The 20799-nt window shown below is 70.2% G+C and carries 16 protein-coding genes; 10 read left to right on the plus strand and 6 right to left on the minus strand.

Annotated features, from left to right (window positions below):
* Positions 1-5: 5 nt before the first annotated feature.
* Positions 6-1037 (minus strand): hypothetical protein, encoded by a 1032-nt coding sequence (locus tag ACFZAU_RS06150; RefSeq protein ID WP_500551280.1) that lies wholly within the window; start codon positions 1035-1037, stop codon positions 6-8.
* Positions 1038-1492: 455 nt separating this feature from the next.
* Between ACFZAU_RS06150 and ACFZAU_RS06155 the strand changes: the two genes are divergently transcribed.
* The 5 genes from ACFZAU_RS06155 (at position 1493) to ACFZAU_RS06175 (ending at position 7682) form a co-directional block, all read left to right on the plus strand.
* The gene (locus ACFZAU_RS06155) at positions 1493-2521 is read left to right on the plus strand and encodes an ABC transporter permease (protein ID WP_500459392.1); all 1029 of its coding nucleotides are present in this window, start codon (positions 1493-1495) and stop codon (positions 2519-2521) included.
* Between the two features lie 86 nt (positions 2522-2607).
* Entirely contained in the window at positions 2608-4389 is a 1782-nt protein-coding gene (locus tag ACFZAU_RS06160; RefSeq protein ID WP_500551281.1) for an ABC transporter substrate-binding protein, read from the plus strand.
* An 80-nt stretch (positions 4390-4469) separates the two neighbouring features.
* Complete coding sequence (locus ACFZAU_RS06165) at positions 4470-5447, plus strand: ABC transporter permease (protein ID WP_499607095.1); 978 nt, start codon at positions 4470-4472, stop codon at positions 5445-5447.
* A 37-nt stretch (positions 5448-5484) separates the two neighbouring features.
* Positions 5485-6576: an ABC transporter ATP-binding protein gene (locus tag ACFZAU_RS06170; RefSeq protein ID WP_500551282.1), complete on the plus strand. Its 1092-nt coding sequence runs from the start codon at positions 5485-5487 to the stop codon at positions 6574-6576.
* 35 nt (positions 6577-6611) lie between these two features.
* Positions 6612-7682, plus strand: a complete 1071-nt coding sequence (locus ACFZAU_RS06175) for an ABC transporter ATP-binding protein (RefSeq protein WP_500551597.1) — start codon at positions 6612-6614, stop codon at positions 7680-7682.
* Positions 7683-7796: 114 nt separating this feature from the next.
* Here ACFZAU_RS06175 and ACFZAU_RS06180 read toward each other — a convergent pair whose 3' ends face one another.
* Genes ACFZAU_RS06180 through ACFZAU_RS06200 form a run of 5 tightly spaced genes read right to left on the minus strand, consistent with a single transcriptional unit; the run spans position 7797 to position 13403 of the window.
* Positions 7797-8846: an ABC transporter ATP-binding protein gene (locus tag ACFZAU_RS06180; RefSeq protein ID WP_500551283.1), complete on the minus strand. Its 1050-nt coding sequence runs from the start codon at positions 8844-8846 to the stop codon at positions 7797-7799.
* Entirely contained in the window at positions 8830-9855 is a 1026-nt protein-coding gene (locus ACFZAU_RS06185) for an ABC transporter ATP-binding protein (RefSeq protein ID WP_500551284.1), read from the minus strand. The genes ACFZAU_RS06180 and ACFZAU_RS06185 overlap by 17 nt, the downstream gene beginning before the upstream one ends.
* Positions 9855-10856: an ABC transporter permease gene (locus ACFZAU_RS06190; protein ID WP_500551285.1), complete on the minus strand. Its 1002-nt coding sequence runs from the start codon at positions 10854-10856 to the stop codon at positions 9855-9857. The genes ACFZAU_RS06185 and ACFZAU_RS06190 overlap by 1 nt, the downstream gene beginning before the upstream one ends.
* The gene (locus tag ACFZAU_RS06195) at positions 10849-11772 is read right to left on the minus strand and encodes an ABC transporter permease (RefSeq protein WP_499607108.1); all 924 of its coding nucleotides are present in this window, start codon (positions 11770-11772) and stop codon (positions 10849-10851) included. Before ACFZAU_RS06195 ends, ACFZAU_RS06190 begins: the two co-directional genes overlap by 8 nt.
* A gap of 5 nt (positions 11773-11777) precedes the next feature.
* Complete coding sequence (locus ACFZAU_RS06200) at positions 11778-13403, minus strand: peptide ABC transporter substrate-binding protein (protein ID WP_500551286.1); 1626 nt, start codon at positions 13401-13403, stop codon at positions 11778-11780.
* Positions 13404-13810: 407 nt separating this feature from the next.
* On the opposite strand from ACFZAU_RS06200, the gene ACFZAU_RS06205 reads away from it, so the two are divergent.
* The 5 genes from ACFZAU_RS06205 to ACFZAU_RS06225 all read left to right on the plus strand — a co-directional run bounded on the left by ACFZAU_RS06205 (position 13811) and on the right by ACFZAU_RS06225 (position 20757).
* Positions 13811-14791 (plus strand): ABC transporter permease, encoded by a 981-nt coding sequence (locus ACFZAU_RS06205; protein WP_499607113.1) that lies wholly within the window; start codon positions 13811-13813, stop codon positions 14789-14791.
* Between the two features lie 54 nt (positions 14792-14845).
* On the plus strand, positions 14846-15838 hold the full coding sequence (locus ACFZAU_RS06210) for an ABC transporter permease (RefSeq protein ID WP_500551287.1): 993 nt from the start codon (positions 14846-14848) through the stop codon (positions 15836-15838).
* Positions 15835-17907, plus strand: a complete 2073-nt coding sequence (locus ACFZAU_RS06215; protein ID WP_500551288.1) for an ABC transporter ATP-binding protein — start codon at positions 15835-15837, stop codon at positions 17905-17907. The genes ACFZAU_RS06210 and ACFZAU_RS06215 overlap by 4 nt, the downstream gene beginning before the upstream one ends.
* 31 nt (positions 17908-17938) lie before the next feature.
* Complete coding sequence (locus tag ACFZAU_RS06220) at positions 17939-19636, plus strand: ABC transporter family substrate-binding protein (RefSeq protein WP_500551289.1); 1698 nt, start codon at positions 17939-17941, stop codon at positions 19634-19636.
* Between the two features lie 155 nt (positions 19637-19791).
* Positions 19792-20757 (plus strand): phosphotransferase, encoded by a 966-nt coding sequence (locus ACFZAU_RS06225; protein ID WP_500551290.1) that lies wholly within the window; start codon positions 19792-19794, stop codon positions 20755-20757.
* The last annotated feature ends 42 nt before the right edge of the window (positions 20758-20799 follow it).

Consider the following 20799-nt stretch of genomic DNA (forward strand, 5'->3'; position numbering starts at 1 on the left):
GCGGGTCAGGGCGGGTCCTGCAGGTAGGCCGCCCGCGCCTCGGAGCCCGGGCCGGGGCCCGCACCGGGGCCGGGCGGCGGCTGCCCGTACGCGCCGAAGACGGGGAGGACGGCGGTCTGCTCGTAGAGCGGCATGGACAGGTTGTCAGCGGCCGCCGGGACCTCCGCCTCCACGTACGGGTCGCCGCCGGGCACGCCCACCGCAGCGAGGTCACCGGGCACGAGCAGCAGCGTCACCACCAGGGCGGCGCCCACCGCGAAGGCGGCGGCGAAGTCGTCGGCGGCCGGGGCGTCGATGCGGGAGGTGCCGATCACCGGGACCGCGGTCACCGCCAGCAGCCCGGCCACGGAGATGCCCAGCGGCCGGGCGAACGGGGCCCGGGAGAACGCGGCGAGGCCCGCGGCCGCGGCCAGCCCGGCGGTCGCCCAGACCAGCCACTCGTAGGGCGCGCCCACTTGGGAGTCGACCAGGTAGCCGCCCGTGGCGGTGCGCCAGAAGAAGCCCGGGGGCAGCGGCGCGTTCGGGTCGGAGCGGCGGGAGAACTCCAGGACCCCGGCGATGAGCGCGACCACCAGCAGCAGCATCCCCGCCAGCACGCCCGCCGCGGGCCGCGGCGGGGCGGGCGCGTCCTGGCCGGTGCGCCGTACGACCACGAGCAGCACGAGGGCGCCGGCGACCTGCCCGGCCGCGGTCAGCAGCAGGGCCCCCTGCAGCCCCGGCGCCCCGCCGCCCGCGGCGGGGGCGAGCAGGTACGCCGTGGGGGTGCGCAGCGCCAGGGTGACCACCGAGGCCGCCCCGAGGACCCCGACGCCGCCGGGCTTGAGGGACGCGACCGCGGCGGCCGTGTAGAGCACGAGGAGCAGCAGGTCCACGGTGGAGGTCACCAGCGGTGCCCCGCCGACCGGCACCGCCAGCCCGGCCCACACCTTGACGGCGCCCTCCGCGCGGAACTGCACGAGGTCCTGGCCCAGCCAGACCGCCTCCGCGGCCCCCAGGGCGGCGCAGACCACTCCTCCGAGCCGATACGCCCGCCGCACGGCCACCTCCCCGGCCCTTCCGGCAGCACTGTCGTTTGGCCTTCGCAGGGGATACGCAGCGGGCCGCCCCACCGTTCACCGCCGGCGCGCGGCGGCGTGCTGCGGCGTACGGCGGCCGGCCGGGGCGACGCACGTTCGCCCCGGCCGGCCCACGGCACCCGCACGGCCGTACGCTGCCCAGCGTGGCGCGTCCGTATATCGGTGACGCTTCGATCAAGTTGCGCGCGTGTAAAAGAAATTCATCCTGAATCCACCGCATTCGCCGAGCGACCGCGGAAGCTGTCAAGCACGCGTTCACGACAATATCCAAAACCTTGCCCCAAGATAACGGCGATCTTGTCTTCCGGTCGCTTCACCCCCTTGACTGGCCGCCAAATCCATTGCCCAATACCGGCTAGCTAGCCACGGGCGTTCACATGCGCCGCCAAATCTCTTTGGTGCGGGGGCAGATGACCATGTCCAGTCCGAGCACGGCCGCGAACCGGCCGGAACCCGTTCCGGCAGAGGCACCCGCCCACGTCGAGGGCACCGGGAAGGAGCCCTCGGAACTCGTCGGGCGCTCCCCGGGGCAGCTGGCCTGGCTGCGCTTCCGGCGCGACCGCACCGGAGTGATCTGCGCCGGCGTCGTGGTCCTCTACCTCGTCGTGGCCCTGGCCGCGCCGCTGATCTCCAAGGTGTACGGCAAGAACCCCTACGAGCTGTACGGCCAGGACCTCGGGCTGCTGAACAGCTACGGGATCCCGCTCAAGCCCAACGGCGGCATCGACGGCGACTTCTGGTTCGGGCTCGAACCCCAGCTCGGCCGGGACGTGTTCACCCTGCTGATCTACGGGATCCGCACCTCGCTGGGCATCGCCCTCGCCGTGACCACGGTCTCCGTCGTGGTCGGCGTGCTGATCGGGCTCGTGCAGGGCTACCTCGGCGGGCGCACCGACTACTTCCTGGGCCGGTTCTCGGACCTGATGCTGTCCTTCCCGCAGCAGCTGTTCTTCATCGCCTTCACCCCGGTGATCGTGGCGCTGTTCGTCTCCCCGCGCGACGAGGAACCGACCTACGTGCGCATCGCGGCGCTGGTCATCGTCCAGTTCGTGCTGGGCTGGATGAGCGTCGGCCGGCTGGTGCGGGCCCAGGTGCTGAGCCTGCGCGAGCGTGAGTTCATCGAGGCCGCGCGGATCAGCGGCGCCTCCCCGGCGCGGATCATCCGCAAGGAGCTGCTGCCGAACATCTGGTCCACGATCCTCGTCCAGTCGACCCTGCTGCTGCCGGTGAACGTCACCGCCGAGGCGGGCCTTTCCTATCTCGGTGTCGGAATTCTGCCGCCCACCCCGGACTGGGGGCTGATGTTCCAGCAGGCCGCGGCGTACTACGAATCCGACGTCACCTTCATGTTCTTCCCCGGCATCGCCATGGTGATCTTCGTGGTGGCCTTCAACCTGCTCGGGGATTCGGTCCGGGACGCACTCGATCCCAAGACCGTGCGCTAGGTGTCCAAGCCGCCGCGCCGGGCCCCTGTGGGGGGAGACCGGGCGCGCCGGTATCCGCAGTTCGGTTCACTGACAGGCAGGGAACAATGAGAATTCGCAAGGCGCGTCACGCCTCCGCGTTCCTGGCGTTGGGAGCTCTGACACTGTCCGCCGCGTGCAGCAGCGGTGGCGGCGGGGGGACGGGCACCGGCGGCGGCGAGGGCAAGAAGGCCACCGTGCAGAACTTCGGCATCGGTACGGCCGCCGACTCCAAGGGCCCCGCCCCGGAGGTCCCGGGGGCCACGAAGGGCGGCACGGCGTACGACCTCGACCAGGCGGGCTTCGACTACCTGGACCCCGGCCAGCAGTACGTCAGCGACCAGCTGTCGGTCCAGTTGCTCTACAACCGCTCGCTGACCGGCTACAAGATCGACGCCAAGACCGGCAAGACGATCCTGGTGGGCGACCTCGCCACCGACACCGGCAAGCCCTCCGACGGCGCGAAGACCTGGACCTTCACCCTCAAGGACGGCCTGAAGTTCGAGGACGGCACCCCCGTCACCTCCAAGGACGTCAAGTACGGCATCGAGCGGCTGTTCGCCGACTACCAGACGCAGGGTCCGCAGTACATCCAGAAGTGGCTCTACGGCGCCGACTACCGCAAGGCCTACACGGGCCCGTACGAGGGCAAGGAGATCCCGGCCGACAAGATCGACACGCCGGACGACAAGACCATCGTCCTCCACTTCCTGGAGGCGCACGCCGACGCGCCCTACGCGGCCGCGATGCCGAACATCTCGCCGGTGCCGAAGGCCAAGGACGACAAGCAGAAGTACAACAACCACCCGGTCGCGACCGGCCCGTACAAGATCGCCAGCTACAAGCCGGGCAAGGAGCTGGTCTTCGAGCGCAACACCAACTGGGACCCGAAGACCGACCCGATCCGCAACGCCTACCCGGACAGCTGGAACTTCCAGCTGGGCATCGCGGAGCCGGGCCTGACCAACCGGCTCGCCGCCGAGGACGGCGACGACAAGTACGCGGTGAACCTCTCCGGTTCCTCCGACCCGTCGAAGATGCAGACGCTGACGACGGACGCGCAGTACAAGTCGCGGACGGTGAACCAGTACCAGCCGTACGTCGAGGTCATCAACATCAACACCAAGCGGATCACCGACCCGAAGGTCCGCCAGGCGATCATGTACGCCTTCCCGATGACCCAGGTCCAGCAGGCCTTCGGCGGCGGCGCGCAGGGCGAGCTCGGCACCACGCTGCTCAGCCCGACCGTGGCCGGCTGGAAGAAGTACGACCCCTTCGGCAAGCTCGACAAGCCCACCGGTGACGTCGAGAAGGCCAAGGAGCTGCTGAAGGAGGCCGGTGTCACCGGCAAGGTGAAGCTCTCCTACGCCTACGCCAACACCCCGCGCTGGCAGAACGTCTCACTGACCATCGAGAAGGCGCTGGAGAAGGCCGGCTTCGACGTCCAGCGCAAGGCGATCGACCCGACCTCGTACTACACGGTCGTCGGCAAGCTCGACACCCCGTACGACATCTTCCGCACCGGCTGGGGCGCGGACTGGCCCAGCGCCTCCACCGTGGTCCCGCCGACCATGGACGGCCGCAACCTCGCCGACGGCACCAACAACTACTCGTTCCTCAACGACGAGCACGTCAACTCCGAGATCGACCGGATCCTGGCGATCACGGACATCAAGAAGCAGAACGACGAGTGGCGGACGCTGTCCGAGTACGTGCTGAAGAACGACACGTCGCAGATCCCGTTCATCTTCGACAAGTACTTCAACATCCACGGCTCGGGCCTCGGCGGCGTCACCTACAACGAGGTCTACGGGACGATCAACCCCAACACGATCTTCGTCAAGCAGTAGGCCCAGCGCAGACACGCCGGTCCCGACCTCTCCCCGGGCCGGGACCGGCGTCCCGACGGAACCGACGGAGAGCCTGACCCATGCTGCGTTTCCTGGTACGCCGTGTGCTGGGCGCGCTGGTCATCCTGCTGCTGATCAGCGCCATCACGTACTTCCTCTTCTTCTTCCTGCCCTCCGACCCGGCGCTGCTGTCCTGCGGCAAGAACTGCAGCCCGCAGAACGTGGCCCTGATCCGCAAGAACCTCGGCCTGGACCTGCCGATCTGGACCCAGTACTGGCACTTCATGGTCGGCATCTTCGCCGGCCGGGACATGCCCATCGGCCACTGCCCGGCGCCGTGCTTCGGCTACTCCTTCGCCGACCAGCAACTCGTCTGGGACACCATCGCCGACCGCTACCCGACGACGCTGTCGCTGGCGATCGGCGGCGCCACCGTCTTCCTGTGCGTCGGCGTCGGCCTCGGGCTGGTCTCCGCCTGGCAGCAGGGCAAGGCCTTCGACCGGATCGCCAGCGGCGTCTCGCTGGTCGGCAACTCCGTGCAGATCTACTTCCTCGGACCGATCGCCATCGGCCTGTTCGCGAGCAGCTGGCACGTGCTGGACCGCGGGCACGACCCCGACTGGTCGCACGACCCGTGGGGTTCGGTGCAGGGGCTGATCCTGCCCTGCCTGGTGCTCTCGGTGATCTTCTGGTCCAACTACAGCCGGCAGACCCGCTCGCTGATGGTGGAGCAGCTGTCCGAGGACCACATCCGGGCCGCCCGCGCCAAGGGCATGTCCTCCCGCTACGTCTTCCTGCGGTACGCGCTGCGCGGCGCCGCCGCCTCCATCATCACCATCTTCGGCATCGACCTGAGCGCCGTCCTGGGCGGCGCGATCATCACCGAGGTCACCTTCGGACTGCACGGCCTCGGCCTGCTGTCCGTGCAGGCCGTGCTCCGCAGCGACCTGCCGCTGGAGATGGCCGTGATGCTGATCGGCGCCACGATCATCGTCGTCTGCAACATCGTCGTCGACGCCGCCTACGCCCTCATCGACCCGCGGATCAGGCTGTCGTGAGCCGGGACGCCTGCCGGCACGCAGAGGAGAAGCACCGTTGAGCATCCTCACCAAGACCGAGGCGGGGCCGCCCGGGCCCGGGGACCCCGCGCCGTCCGGGCCGTTCCTGTCGGTCCGCGACCTGTACGTGCAGTTCGCCACCGAGGACGGCGTGGTCAAGGCCGTCGACGGGCTCTCCTTCGACCTGGAGCGCGGCAGCACCCTGGGCATCGTCGGCGAGTCCGGCTCCGGCAAGTCGGTCACCAACCTGGCGGTCCTCGGTCTGCACGACCGCCGCAACACCACCGTCCGCGGCGAGATCGTGCTGGACGGGCAGGAGCTGACGGGGGCCTCCGAGCGGACCCTGGAACGGCTGCGCGGCCGGAAGATGGCGATGATCTTCCAGGACTCGCTGACCGCGCTCTCCCCGTACTACTCGGTGGGCCGGCAGATCGCCGAGCCGTACATGAAGCATATGGGGGCCTCGAAGAAGGCCGCCCGGGAGCGGGCGATCGAGATGCTGGCCCGGGTGGGCATCCCGCAGCCGCGGCTGCGGGTGGACGACTTCCCGCACCAGTTCTCCGGGGGCATGCGGCAGCGCGCGATGATCGCGATGGCGCTGGTCTGCGACCCGGCGCTGGTCATCGCGGACGAGCCGACGACGGCCCTGGACGTGACCGTGCAGGCGCAGATCCTCGACCTGCTGAAGGACCTGCAGCGGGAGACGGGCACGGCGATCGTCATCATCACCCACGACCTGGGCGTGGTCGCCAACACGGCGGACGACGTGATGGTGATGTACGCGGGGCGCTGCGTGGAGCGCGGCACCGTGCACGAGATCCTCAAGGCACCCGAACACCCCTACTCCTGGGGGCTGCTGGCCTCCATCCCGCGGCTGTCGGCGCCGGTGGACCTGCCGCTGTCCCCGATCCCCGGCAGCCCGCCGAGCCTGCTCTCCCCGCCCTCCGGCTGCCCCTTCCACCCGCGCTGCGGCTTCACCGGGGAGGTCGGCGGCGGACGCTGCACCACCGAGCGGCCCGCCATTGCGGAGGACGAGCGGCACGGCTCCGCCTGTCACCTGGAGCGGGAGCGGAAACGGGAGATCTTCACCGGGCAGATCCGGCCCCGGCTGGGCGGAGGTGCGCGGTGAGCGCCGCGGAGCAGGACCACGCGCCGGGGGAGACCATGGGCCCGCTGCTCGAAGTGACCGGGCTGCGCAAGTACTTCCCCGTGCGGGGCGGCTTCCTGGTCAAGCGCCACGTGGCGGACGTGCGGGCGGTGGACGGCATCGACTTCACCATCGCCGAGGGCGAGAGCCTCGGCCTGGTCGGCGAGTCGGGCTGCGGCAAGTCCACCACCGGGCGGCTGGTGACCCGGCTGCTGGAGCCCAGCGCGGGACGGATCAGCTACCGGGGCCGGGACATCACGCACGCCTCGCGCAGGGAGCTGGCCCCGATCCGCTCCGAGATCCAGATGATCTTCCAGGACCCGTACGCCTCGCTGAACCCGCGGCAGACCGTCGGGCACATCGTGTCGGCGCCGCTGGAGATCAACGGGATCGACCCGCCGGGCGGCCGCGAGAAGCGGGTGCGCGAGCTGCTGGAGACCGTCGGCCTCAACCCGGAGCACTACAACCGCTTCCCGCACGAGTTCTCCGGCGGCCAGCGGCAGCGCATCGGGGTGGCCCGGGCACTGGCGCTGGAGCCGAAGCTCATCGTGGCCGACGAGCCGGTGTCGGCGCTGGACGTCTCGATCCAGGCCCAGGTGGTCAACCTGCTGCAGCGCCTGCAGCGGGAACTGGGCATCGCCTTCCTGTTCATCGCCCACGACCTCGCGGTGGTACGGCACTTCTCGCAGCGCGTCGCGGTGATGTACCTCGGGCGGATCGTGGAGGTCGGCGAGCGCCGGGACATCTACGAGCGGCCGCGCCACCCGTACACCCACGCCCTGCTGTCCGCCTCGCCCGAGCCGGACCCGGACGACCGCCACGCGACGGAGAGGATCCGCCTCGCCGGCGACGTGCCCTCGCCCGTCTCGCCGCCGTCCGGCTGCCGCTTCCGCACGCGCTGCTGGAAGGCGCAGGACAGGTGCGCCACCGAGGAACCTCCCCTGGTCCGCCTGGAGGGGAACCGGGAGGGTCACCTGAGCGCGTGCCACTTCCCCGAGGAGCCGACGACCGCGGCCCGCGGCGAGGACGTCGTCCTCGACCCGGCACTGACCGCGATCGAGGAGACGCCCGCCGACAGGACCCCTTGACCCGGGCCGACAGACGTCTCCGTTCGGAGCCCGACCCGCGCCCACACCCCTGCACCACCGGGCGCGGGTCGCGCGTTCTTGTGGCTCGGTTCGCCTGGCGCGCTGCTCCGCGGCTCACTCGCCCGGGGCCTCGGGCGGCACCACCGTCTTCTCCTCGGCGAAGTGGCACGCGCTGGCGTGCGCCGCCGGGGAGTCCACCCCGCGGAACACCGCGGGCACCGCGAGTTCCGGCACCTCCAGCGTGCAGCGTTCGCGCGCCTTCCAGCAGCGGGTGCGGAAGCGGCAGCCGGAGGGCGGATCGGCGGGTGAGGGGACGTCGCCGCTCAGGATGACGCGCTCGCGGTGCGCGCGCGCCCCGGGGTCCGGCACCGGCACCGCCGACAGCAGCGCCTGGGTGTAGGGGTGGGTGGGGTGGTCGTAGATCTGGGTGCCGTCGCCCGTCTCGACGATCCGTCCCAGGTACATCACCGCCACCCGGTCCGAGATGTGCCGGACGATCGACAGGTCGTGGGCGATGAAGAGGTAGGAGAGGTCGAACTCGTCCTGCAGCCGCTCCATCAGGTTGACGACCTGCGCCTGCACCGACACGTCCAGCGCCGAGACCGGCTCGTCGGCGACGATGACCTCGGGGCGCAGCGCCAGCCCGCGGGCGATGCCGACGCGCTGCCGCTGGCCGCCGGAGAACTGGTGCGGATAGCGGTTGACGTGCTCGGGGTCGAGGCCGACCACCTCCAGTAGTTCGCGCACCCGGCGGCGGCGGTCGCCCTTGGGCGCGGCGTCCGGATGGATCTCGTACGGCTCGCCGACGATGTCGCCGACCGTCATGCGCGGGTTCAGCGAGGTGTACGGGTCCTGGAAGACCATCTGGATGTTCCGGCGCACGGCCTTCAGGGCCCGGCCCGACAGCCTGGTGACGTCCTCGCCCCGGTAGAGGATCTGCCCCTTGGTGGCCCGTTCCAGGTGCACCAGCAGCCGGGCCACGGTGGACTTGCCGCAGCCGGACTCGCCGACGACGCCGAGGGTCTCGCCGCGGTGCAGGTCGAGGTCCACGCCGTCGACCGCCTTCACAGCGCCGACCTGCCGCTTGAAGACGATCCCCTGGGTCAGCGGGAAGTGCTTGTACAGCCCGCGCACCTGGAGCACGGGCTCACCGCTGGTCCTCACCGAGGCACTCCCTCCAGAAGTGGCAGGCGCTGCCCCGCCGGGCGTTGATCCGGTACAGCTCCGGCTCGTCGGTGGCGCACACGTCGCGGGCCAGCGGGCAGCGCGGGTGGAAGGCGCAACCGGAAGGGATGCGCAGCAGGTTGGGGGGCAGGCCCTTGATCGCGTAGAGCTCGCGGCCCTTGCGGTCCAGGCGCGGGATCGACTCCAGCAGGCCCTTGGTGTACGGGTGCGCGGGCGCCCGGTAGATCTCGTGGACGGGCGCGGTCTCCACGATGCGCCCGGCGTACATCACCGCGATGTGGTCGGCGACGTCGGCGACCACGCCCAGGTCGTGGGTGATGAGGATCAGGCCCATGCCGTACTCGCGCTGCAGCTCCGCCAGGAGCTCCATCACCTGGGCCTGGACGGTGACGTCGAGCGCGGTGGTCGGCTCGTCGGCGATGATCAGCTCGGGTTCCAGGGCGAGCGCCATCGCGATCATGACGCGCTGCCGCATGCCGCCGGAGAACTGGTGCGGGTACTGCCCGACGCGGTCGCGGGCCGCGGGGATGCGCACCCGGTCCATCAGCTCCACCGCCCGGGCCCGGGCGTCCTTGCGGGACATCCCGCGGTGCACCCGGAACATCTCGCCGAGCTGGTCGCCCACGGTCAGCACGGGGTTGAGGGCGGACAGCGCGTCCTGGAAGATCATCGCCATCCTGGCGCCGCGCACCTTGCGGCGCTCCTCGGCGCCCATGGTGAGCAGGTCCTCGCCGTGGAAGAGGACCTCGCCGCGGGTGACGAACCCGGGCGGCGAGTCGAGGATGCCCATGACGGCCTGCGCGGTCACCGACTTGCCGGAGCCGGACTCGCCGAGCACGGCCAGCGTCTGGCGGGGTCGCACCGCGTACGAGACCCCGTTGACGGCGCGGGCGACGCCGTCCCGGGTGCGGAACTCCACGTGCAGGTCGCGTACGTCGAGCAGGGGCGGCTCGTCCGGGGCCGCGGCGGCCATCGCTCCTCCGTCCATCAGCGCAGCTTGGGGTCGAGGGCGTCGCGCACCGCGTCACCGAGCATGATGAAGGCCAGCACCGTCACGCTCAGCGCCCCGGCCGGCCAGAGCAGCATGTGCGGGGCGTTGCGGATCTGGGTGGAGGCCTGCGAGATGTCGATGCCCCAGGAGACGGTGGGCGGCTTCAGCCCGACACCGAGGTAGGACAGGGTGGCCTCCAGGGAGATGTACGTGCCGAGCGCGATGGTCGCGACGACGATGACGGGCGCGACCGCGTTGGGCGCGATGTGCCGCAGCAGCAACCGGGTGTTGCCGGCGCCGAGCGCCCGGGCGGCCTGGACGTAGTCGTTCTGCTTGACGGTGATCACCGAGCCGCGGGCGATGCGGCCGATCTGCGGCCAGCCGAGCAGCACGATGAAGCCCACCACCGGCCACACGGTGGTGCCGGTGACCACGGACAGGAACACCAGCCCGCCCAGGACGATCGGGATGCCGAAGAAGATGTCGCTCACCCGGGAGAGCACGGCGTCCGCCCAGCCGCCGTGGTAGCCGGCGAGGCCGCCGAGCAGCGCGCCGAGCAGGGCGGCGCCGACGGTGGCGCAGATGCCCACAGTGAGCGAGGCGCGGGCCCCGTGGACGACCCGGGTGTAGACGTCGCACCCCTGGGTGTCGAAGCCGAAGGGGTGGCCGGGCGAGGAGCCCTGCTGGGAGTGGTCCAGGTTGCAGCTGAGCGGGTTGCCGGGGGCGATGAGCTGCGGCCAGACGGAGATGACGACGAGGAACAGGATGACCAGCGCGGCGACCACGAAGACCGGGTTGTGCCGCAGGTCCCGCCAGGCGTCCGACCACAGGCTGCGGGGCCGGTCGGCGCCGTCCCGGCCGGCCGGGACGCCCGGCGCCGTCCCGGGGGCCGGCGTCCGCTCCAGGGTGCGTGCCTCGTCCTGGCCCAGCCCCATGGCGGCTCCCGTCCCGCCGGCCGGCTCCATGGCCTCGTCGGGGTGGTTGCGCGGTTCAGGCATAGCGGATCCTCGGGTCGAGGACGGCGTAGAGGAGGTCGACCAGCAGGTTGGCGAGGAGGAAGACGATGACCAGGATCGTCACGAAGCCCACCACGGTCGCCGAGTCCAGCCGCAGGATGCCCTGGTAGAGCTGGTAGCCCACGCCGTGGATGTTGAAGATGCGCTCAGTGACGATGGCCCCTCCCATCAGCGCCCCGATGTCGGTGCCGATGAAGGTGACCACCGGGATCAGGGAGTTGCGCAGCAGGTGACGGGTGATCACCCGGCGTCTGGGCAGCCCCTTGGCGACGGCGGTCCTGACGTAGTCGGCCCGGACGTTCTCCACGACCGAGGTGCGGCTGAGCCGGGTGACGTACGCGAGCGAGGTCAGGGCCAGCACGAACGCCGGCACGATCAGCTCGTCGAACCGGGCCTCGGAGGAGACCGAGGGCGCGATGACGTTCCACTTGACGCCCAGCAGGTACTGCAGCACGTAGCCGGTCACGAAGGTCGGCACGGAGATGACGACGAGGGTGCCGAGTAGCGTGGCGGTGTCCGCGGGACGGCCGCGGCGCAGGCCGGTGAGGACGCCGAGGGTGATGCCGATGACGATCTCGAGGAGGACGGCGAGGACGGTCAGCCGCAGCGTGACGGGCAGGGCGGAGGCCAGCAGTTCGGTGACCGGCTGCCCGTTCCAGGCGATCCCGAAGTCGCCCCGGAAGATCTGCCCCATGTAGCGCAGGTACTGCTGCCACAAGGGGTGGTCCAGGTACAGGTCGTGGCGGATCTGCGCGGCCGTCGCGGGGTCGCAGGCGCGGTCCCCGCAGCGGGCCTGGACCGGGTCGCCGAGCGCGTACACCATGACGAAGATGAGCACGGTGGTTCCGGCGAAGACCGGGATCATCTGCAGCAGACGGCGGATGACGTACCGTCCCATGGGCGTCAGCTGACCTTGATCTGGTGGTAGACGGGGACGCTGAAGGGGTTGAGGGCGACGCCGGAGAGCCGCTGCGACCAGCCCGCGCTGCCGTTCTGGTACCACAGGGCGATCGCGGGCACCTGCCGCGGCAGGATCCGCTCGGCCTGCTGGAAGGTCTCGACGGCCCTGGCGGGGTCGCTCTCGGCGTTCGCCCGGTCGACGAGCCGGTCGAAGTCGGGGTCGCTGAAGTGCGCGTCGTTGGACGAGGCGTCGGTGTAGTACAGCGGCTGCAGGAAGTTCTGGATCAGCGGGTAGTCCATCTGCCAGCCCGCCCGGAACGGGTTGCGCATCCGCTTGTTGACGATCTGGTTGCGGAAGTCGGCGAAGGTGCCGACGGGATCGCCGACGCAGGCGTCGTCCTTGCCGAGCGCGTTGTTGATGCTGTTGCAGACCGCGTCGACCCAGTCCTTGTGGGAGCCGCCGTCCGCGTTGTACGTGATCCTCATGGTGCCGCCGGGGAGGCCGCCGCCCTCCTTGACCAGCTGCCTGGCCCGGGCGGGGTCGTAGTCGCAGACCCGGCCGCAGAGGGTGTCGTCGAAGCCGCCGTCCGCGCCGAGCACGGGTGAGGTCCAGTCCCGGGCCGGGATGCGGGTGTTCTGGAAGATCTGCCGGGTGATCTGCGGGCGGTTGACGGCCATGGAGATGCCCTGGCGGAGCTTCTCGGAGTTCCTGCCCGACCAGGCCTTGTCGTAGAGCGGGAAGGCCAGGGTCTGGATGATGCCGGCCGGGGTGTTGAGGTAGCGGCCGTCCAGGTCGGTCTTGACGTTCCTCAACTGGGCGGCGGGGACGTCGTCGACGAGGTCGAGGTTGCCGGCCTGGAGGTCGGTGTAGGCGGTGTTGTTGTCCGTGTAGACCTTCAGGTCCACGCCGCCGTTGACGGCCGCGTCGTCGCCCTTGTACCCGTCCCAGGCGCGCAGCCGCATGCCCTGGCCCTTGGTGTAGGACTCCACGCGGTACGGGCCGTTGCCGACGGGCTTCCTCAGCCAGGCGGCGTGGTCGGTGAAGAAGGCCTTCGGCAGGGGCATGAACGCGGCGTAGCCGAGGGTGTCGGGCCAGGTGGAGAACTTCTGGTTGAGCCTGACGGTGAAGTTCAGGTCGTCCTGCCGGGTCAGCCCGGAGAGCTTCGCGGCGGACGGCTTCCCGGACTCCGGATGGACCTTCCCGTAGCCCTCGACGTACCGGAAGAAGGACGCGTTGATCTGCTTGTTCGTCACGAGCGCGCCGTAGTTCCAGGCGTCGATGAACGAATCGGCGGTGACCTTCTCGCCGTTGCCGAAGGTCCAGCCGTCCTTGAGCCTGATCCTGAAGGTCCGCTGGTCCGTGGTCGCGATCGAGTCGGCGATGACGTTCTCGGCGGCCGCCGTCCTCGGGTTGTACCGCTTGAGGCCGCGGAAGATCATGTCGAGCACCTTGCCGCCCTGCACCTCATTGGTGTTGGCGGGCTCCAGAGGATTCTGCGGATCGGTCCACGAGGCGCTGAACACACCCGGGCCGCCGGTGCCGCCGCCCCCGTCCCCGCCTCCGCAGCCTGTCGCCACCAGGGCGGCCGCGGCCGCGCAGACGGCCCACCTCGCCGCGCTCCGTCGCATCGGATGCCTCCTCGGGGAGCTCTGGGCCATGAAGGACACGAGACTCACCATGACATCGCAAACCCATACATATTGCACAGCGGCTCACCGGCCCGGGGTGGCCACGAGGGGGACAGAGGGTTTTCCCTATGCACCGATCCGTCAATGAGGGGCATCCCGATAGTCAGGTTAAATTTCGACCAAAAAAATAAAGGATCCATCACGACGAACCGGTGCTCGTTGACGCGGCCATAATTCGGTTGCGAAAGTCCCATCAACCCTGCAAGCCCGGCCGGAATACGCACGACCTGCGCAGACGGCCGGAGTTCAAATGTTTCGGCCGTGCTACACCACTATGTCAGAAGCGGCCGGCGAAGAAAGTTCAATCTTGTTATTCGTTCGAAACGAACCGACTGAGAGTGTGAGCCGTGGGCCGTTACCTGCTGCGCCGACTGATCAACAACGTGGCGCTGGTTCTGATCGCGGCCTCACTCACGTACTTCCTGGCGGCGATCAGCCTGAACCCGCGGGCCAACTTCGCCGGCCGCAACCCCCCGGTGGCGGCCTCCTCGGTGACGGCCACCCTGAACGAATACAACCTCAACCCGGACACCCCGGTCGTGGTCCGCTTCGCCCACTGGGCGAACGGCGTGGCCCACGGGGACCTCGGACGGACCGTCACCGGCGGTGAGGTCAACGACGAGTTCGGCCGGCGCGTCGGCGTGAGCACCCGCCTGCTGCTGATCGCCACCATCCTGGGCTCCATCGGCGGTGTCCTGATGGGCGCCTGGGGGGCCATCAGGCAGTACCGGACGTCGGACCGGGTGACCACACTGGCCTCGTTCTTCGTCCTGGCCATGCCGGTGTTCGTGATCGCGGTGACCTTCAAGCTCTGGGCGATCGACATCAACGACGCCGTCGGGCACAAGGTCATCGAGTACACGGGGGAGTACGATCCCGGGCTGACCGGGACGGGTGAGATCCTCGCCAGCCGGCTGCAGCACCTGCTGCTGCCCAGCCTGACCCTGATCGTCATCCAGGTCGCCCTCTACAGCCGCTACCAGCGCAGCACCATGCTGGACGTGCTCGGCAGCGACTTCCTGCGCACCGCCCGGGCCAAGGGCCTGACGCGGCGGGCGGCGCTGATGAAGCACGGCCTGCGCACCGCGGTCCTCCCGGTGGTCCCGCTGCTGGTCTACAACGTCGTCCTGCTCTTCACCGGAGCCACCTTCACCGAGAAGATCTACGGCTGGCACGGCATGGGCGAGTGGCTCGTCAACTCCATCAGCACCAACGACGTCAACGCGGTCGCCGCCGTCGGCATGTTCACGGCGTGCGTGGTGCTGATCGCCGGCCTGCTGTCCGATGTGCTCTACGCGGCGCTCGATCCCCGCGTACGGGTGCGCTGAGACCCACCGCACCCCTCCGCCGCCCCGATCCCGCGTTCCCAGGAGCCTCCACCCATGGCCGTCCAGACCCCCTCCGTGCAGCCTCCCGCACCGGCGTCCGCCGTGCCGGGCGACCAGCCCGCCCGGCGCCGCGTGAGCGGCCGGCTCCGGCTCACCGCCGTCCGCTTCTCGCGCAACCGCATGGCCCTGTTCGGGTTGGTCATGCTGCTGCTGCTCTTCCTGATGGCCTACGTCTCGCCGCTGTTCTACAAGTGGGACTACACCGAGCTGGACTTCACCGCCTTCCAGAAGCCGCCCTCGGGCGAGCACTGGTTCGGCACCGACCAGACGGGCTCCGACCTCTTCGCGCTCACCGCGCGCGGCATGCAGAAGTCCCTGGTCATCGGCATCCTGACCGGCCTCATCTGCACCTTCGTCGCCGCCGCGGTCGGCGCCAGCGCCGGCTACTTCGGCGGCTGGACGGACCGTTCCCTGATGTGGGTGGTCGACCTGCTGCTGGTGATGCCCAGCTTCCTGATCATCGCGGTGCTCTCGCCCCTGTTCCAGGGCACCACCTGGCTGGTGTTCGTGGTGCTGCTGGCGGGGTTCAGCTGGATGATCACCGGACGGGTGGTCCGCAGCATGACGCTCACCCTGAAGGACCGTGAGTTCGTCAAGGCCGCCAAGTACATGGGCGTACCCGCGCCCGTCATCATCTTCCGGCACATCCTGCCGTCGATGGCCTCGATGCTGATCATCGACGGCACGATCCAGGTCGGTGCGGCGATCATCGGCGAGACCAGCCTGTCGTACTTCGGCTTCGGCGTGCAGTCCCCCGACGTCTCCCTGGGCACGGTCATCGCCACCGGCACGCCGGCGGCCCCGTCCTTCCCGTGGCTGTTCTACTTCCCGGCCGGGTGCCTGGTGCTGATCTGCCTGTCGATCGCCTTCATCGGCGACGGCCTGCGCGACGCGCTCGACCCCAACTCCAGCGGCGCCAAGGCCCGCGCCCCCCGCACCTCCAAGAGCACCGCCAAGAGCACCACCAAGGAAGGACGCACGTCGTGAGCGAGACGCCCCCCGCCCTCGAGGTCACCGACCTCCACGTCTCCTTCCCGAGCGAGGCCGGGCCGGTCAGGGCCGTGCGCGGCGTGTCCTTCTCGGTGCGTCCGGGCGAGGTCCTCGGCATCGTCGGCGAGTCCGGCTCCGGCAAGTCCGTGTCCTCCCTGGCGGTCCTCGGGCTGCTCCCGGAGACCGCCGACATCAAGGGCTCGGTCAAGCTGCACGGCCGCGAGCTGCTGGAGCTGGACGACCGGGACATGACGGAGATCCGCGGCAAGGACATCGCGATGGTCTTCCAGGACCCGCTGTCCGCGCTGACCCCGGTCTACTCGGTCGGCGACCAGATCGTCGAGGCGCTGCGGATCCACCAGGACCTGGACAAGGACGCGGCCCGCAAGCGCGCGGTCGAACTGCTGGAACTGGTGGGCATCCCCGACCCGGCGCGGCGCGCCGACGCCTTCCCGCACGAGTTCTCCGGCGGCATGCGCCAGCGCGCGATGATCGCCATGGCGATCGCCAACGACCCCGAGGTGATCATCGCCGACGAGCCGACGACCGCCCTGGACGTGACCATCCAGGCGCAGATCCTGGACGTCCTGAAGAAGGCCCAGGAGGTCACCGGCGCCGCGATCGTCATGATCACCCACGACCTGGGCGTGGTGGCCGGCTTCGCCGACCGGGTCCAGGTGATGTACGCGGGCCGTCCCGTGGAGACGGGGACCGTGGACGACGTCTACTACTCCCCGCGCATGCCGTACACCATCGGCCTGCTCGGTTCGATCCCCCGGCTCGACGACGGCGGGCGCCACGCGCTGACCCCGATCGACGGCAATCCGCCCTCGCTGGTGGACCTGCCGGAGGGCTGCCCCTTCGCGGCCCGCTGCCCCATCGCGACCGACCTGTGCCGGCGCGTCGAGCCCGAACTGACCGTGCGCGACGGCGGCAACCACCCCACGGCCTGCCACCGCAGCCACGAACTGGTGGCGGGCGGCGCCCTGGACCCCGCGACCATCTACCCGGTGCCGCCGCTGCCCGAGGCCCCGGCGGACTCCGTGCCCCGCCACGACCGCGCCCCGGTGCTGGAGGTCAACGGGCTGGTCAAGCACTTCCCCCTGCTCCACGGCGCGGTCGTCAAGCGCAAGGTGGGCGAGGTGCGTGCCGTCGACGGCATCAGCTTCGACATCCGCGAGGGCGAGACCCTGGGCCTGGTGGGCGAGTCGGGCTGCGGGAAGACGACCACGCTGCTGGAGATCCTCGACCTGCCCTCCGGGCAGTCCGGCACGGTCACCGTCTTCGGCAAGGACATCCGGGGCCTGAAGGGCGCCGAGCGCAAGGCGCTCCGCCGCGACCTGCAGGTCGTCTTCCAGGACCCGATGGCCGCGCTGGACCCGCGGATGCCGGTCGGCGACATCCTCGCCGAGCCGCTGAAGACCCACGGCTGGTCCCGGGACCGCGTCGCCGCCCGGGTACCGGAGTTGCTGGGCCAGGTCGGCCTCGACCCGGACCACGTGGACCGCTTCCCCGCGGAGTTCTCCGGCGGTCAGCGGCAGCGCATCAGCATCGCGCGGGCGCTCGCGCTGGAGCCCAAGCTGGTCGTCCTGGACGAGCCGGTCTCGGCGCTGGACGTCTCGATCCAGGCCGGTGTGCTCAACCTGCTGGACGAGCTCAAGGCGCGCATGAACCTGAGCTACCTCTTCGTGGCGCACGACCTGTCCGTCGTACGCCACATCGCCGACCGCATCGCGGTGATGTACCTGGGCCGGATCGTCGAACTCGGCACCGCCGAGGCGGTCTTCGAAGCGCCCTCCCACCCGTACACCCAGGCGCTGCTCTCCGCCGTGCCGCTGCCCGATCCCCGCAAGGAGCGCGAACGCAGGCGCATCCTGCTCACCGGTGACCTTCCCAGCCCCGCGGACGTGCCGACCGGCTGCCGATTCCGCAACCGCTGCCCGAAGTTCGCCTCCCTGGACGAGTCCGACCGCGGCCGGTGCCGCGAGGAGGACCCGGCACCGACCGGACTGGCGGGCGACCACACCGCGGCCTGCCACTTCGCCGCCGCCGTCACCGTCGTGTGATTTCCCACCCCGCAAGAGGAGAGAGAGTCCGTTGAACAGAACACGTATGTCCGTCGCCGTGGTGGCGCTGGCCACGGCGAGCGCGCTGACCCTGACCGCGTGCGGCGGCGGGGACGGGAAGGACGCCGCCGGGTCCAAGAAGAACTCGGTGCCCAAGTCCAGCGTCAACAACATCAAGGCCACCGACCGCGACCAGCTCAAGCAGGGCGGCACGGTGAACTGGCCGCTGGGCGAGATCGCCGAGAACTTCAACTACAACCAGGTCGACGGCACCCTGGCCGACGGCTTCGACGTCGAGCGCGCCGTGATGCCGATCATCATGATGTCCGACGCCACCGGCACGGTCGCCCCCAACCCGGACTACCTGACCTCGGCGGAGGCCTCCGACAGCTCCGGCAAGCAGGTCGTCACGTACAAGATCAACCCCAAGGCCAAGTGGTCCGACGGCACCCCGCTGTCCTGGAAGGACTTCGAGGCCAGCTGGAAGGCGCTGAACGGCAAGGACGCCAAGTACAAGATCTCCTCCAGCACCGGCTACGAGCTGATCAGCGGCGTCGCCAAGGGCGCGAACGACCAGGAGGCCGTGGTCACCTTCTCCAGCCCCTTCGGTGACTGGAAGAGCCTGTTCAGCCCGCTGTACCCGGCCCAGGTCATCGGCACCCCGGACGGCTTCAACACCGGCTACCTGGGCAAGTTCCCGGTCACCTCGGGTGCCTTCAAGTTCCAGGGCATCGACAAGACCACCAAGACCCTGACCGTCGTGCGCGACGACGCCTGGTGGGGCAACAAGGCCATCCTGGACAAGATCATCTACCGGGCCCTGGACTCGGACGCCACCGCCGGCGCCTTCGCCAACGGCGAGGTCGACTTCTTCAACGTCGGCCCCGACTCGGCCGCCTACAAGCAGGCCAAGGAGGTCAAGGGCGCCGACATCCGCAAGGCGGCCGGCCCCAACTACCGCCACGTCACCTTCAACGGCGCCCGCGGCCCGCTGAAGGACGTCAAGGTCCGCCAGGCCATCATGTCCGCGCTGAACCGGCAGGCCATCGCCGAGTCCGACCTGCAGGGTCTGGACTGGGACGCCAAGCCGCTCAACAACCACTTCTTCGTCACCAACCAGAAGGGGTACAAGGACAACGCCGCGGGCATCGGCGTCTTCGACCAGGCCAAGGCCAAGAGCCTGCTGGACGAGGCCGGCTGGAAGCAGGGCGGCGAGTTCCGCACCAAGGACGGCAAGACCCTCGAGCTGGACTTCGTCATCCCGGCGAACGTCAGCACCTCCGCCAACGAGGGCAAGCTGATGCAGCCGATGCTCAAGGCGGTCGGCATCAAGATGAACATCAAGTCGGTGCCGCTGCAGGAGTTCTTCGACAAGTACGTCAACACCGGCAGCTTCGACCTGACGGCCTTCTCCTGGCTCGGCACGCCCTTCCCGGTGTCGTCGACGAAGTCGATCTACGCCAAGCCCGTGGGCGACAACATCCAGCAGAACTACACCGGCGTCGGCAGCGACGAGCTGGACGCGGCGATGAACAAGGCCGCCGCGGACACCGACCCGGCCCAGGCGATCACCGACGCCAACGCCTCGGACCTGATGATCTGGCAGCAGGCCAACCTGCTGCCGCTGTACCAGCGCCCCGACATCTACGCGGTGAAGAAGAACCTGGTCAACATCGGCGCCTTCGGCTTCCAGGACCTGCGCTACGAGAACATCGGCTTCCTGAAGTAGGCCGCCCCGCCGGCTCCCGGCACCCTCGTCCGCCCCGTCACCACCCGGTGACGGGGCGGACCCCTTCGTTCCCGTGGCGCATGCGGGGCCGTCGCCGCGGGACCGTCGACGGCCCCGCACGCACCGGCCCTCCGGCAGGACAGGATTCCCCGCCCATGCTCGAGAACTCGCTGCCGTACGCCCATGTCTTCGCCCACTTCGGGGTGGCGCCGGGCGACCGTCCCGCCCGCTCGCTCCACCCGCACTCACCGGTCTTCCGGTGCCGCGTGGCCGGTACGGAGGCGGTGCTGAAGAGGGCCGCCTCGCCGGAGTCCGCGGCGGCGGCCCTCGCCGGCTGGACGCGCGCCCTGGCGGCGCGGGACGTACCGGTGGTGACCCCGCTCGACGGGCCCGCCACGAACCCGGCCCGGATGGGCGAGGAGGCCTGGGTGGCCTATCCCTGGGTGGAGGGCCGGCCCTACTCCGGCACGGACGCGGACATCGAGGCGGCGGGCGACCTGCTGGGACGGCTGCACGCGCACAGCGCCGACGGCCCCGCCGGCGTCCCGGCCTTCACCTGGCCGGACCACGAACCGGCGGACCTCGAGGCCGAGCTCGACGCGCTGCGCCCCGCCCTGGAGCGCCACGCCCCGGCGGTCCGGGAGGCCGCGACGGCCCGGCTGGAGCGGTGGTCCCGGACGCTGATGACGCAGCTGATGCCCGCACTGCGCGACGGGGGCCTGCCGCATGTCGTCGCGTCGATGGACTTCAAGGCGAACAACCTGGTCTACGCCGCCGGCGGACCGGTGCTCGTCGACCCGGAGAACGCCGAGTACGCGCCGCGGCTGCTCGACCTCGCACTGGCGCTGCTGCTCTTCCACACCGAGTCGCCGGCCGCCCCGCCACGGCCGTTCACGCCCCGCGAATGGGCCGTCTTCCAGGGCGCCTACCGCCGCCACTGCGCGCTGACCGCGGCCGAGGTGGCGCTGTGGCCGGTGGCCGTGCGCTACATGCAGGTCGAGTGGGGCATCTGGACGCTCCTGGACGCCACCGAGTGCGACGACTGGGCCGACCCGCACCAGGGGGCCTTCCTCACCGCACTCGCCCTCGCCGGGCCGGACGACCGTCCCGTACGGCCGTGAACGCCCGAGGGGCGCCCGTGCGGTGTTCGCGCGGGCGCCCCT

The organism is Streptomyces sp. NPDC008238 (genome assembly GCF_042956445.1).
Classification (GTDB): Bacteria; Actinomycetota; Actinomycetes; order Streptomycetales; family Streptomycetaceae; genus Actinacidiphila.

What these genes read in the sequence shown, in the direction of transcription:
- ACFZAU_RS06195 (WP_499607108.1), bottom strand. Translation starts at nt 11,772, where the DNA reads ATGGGACGGTACGTCATCCGCCGTCTGCTGCAGATGATCCCGGTCTTC.
- ACFZAU_RS06190 (WP_500551285.1), bottom strand. Translation starts at nt 10,856, where the DNA reads ATGCCTGAACCGCGCAACCACCCCGACGAGGCCATGGAGCCGGCCGGC.
- ACFZAU_RS06155 (WP_500459392.1), top strand. Translation starts at nt 1,493, where the DNA reads ATGTCCAGTCCGAGCACGGCCGCGAACCGGCCGGAACCCGTTCCGGCA.
- ACFZAU_RS06175 (WP_500551597.1), top strand. Translation starts at nt 6,612, where the DNA reads ATGGGCCCGCTGCTCGAAGTGACCGGGCTGCGCAAGTACTTCCCCGTG.
- ACFZAU_RS06210 (WP_500551287.1), top strand. Translation starts at nt 14,846, where the DNA reads ATGGCCGTCCAGACCCCCTCCGTGCAGCCTCCCGCACCGGCGTCCGCC.
- ACFZAU_RS06160 (WP_500551281.1), top strand. Translation starts at nt 2,608, where the DNA reads ATGAGAATTCGCAAGGCGCGTCACGCCTCCGCGTTCCTGGCGTTGGGA.
- ACFZAU_RS06185 (WP_500551284.1), bottom strand. Translation starts at nt 9,855, where the DNA reads ATGGACGGAGGAGCGATGGCCGCCGCGGCCCCGGACGAGCCGCCCCTG.
- ACFZAU_RS06200 (WP_500551286.1), bottom strand. Translation starts at nt 13,403, where the DNA reads ATGCGACGGAGCGCGGCGAGGTGGGCCGTCTGCGCGGCCGCGGCCGCC.
- ACFZAU_RS06165 (WP_499607095.1), top strand. Translation starts at nt 4,470, where the DNA reads ATGCTGCGTTTCCTGGTACGCCGTGTGCTGGGCGCGCTGGTCATCCTG.
- ACFZAU_RS06225 (WP_500551290.1), top strand. Translation starts at nt 19,792, where the DNA reads ATGCTCGAGAACTCGCTGCCGTACGCCCATGTCTTCGCCCACTTCGGG.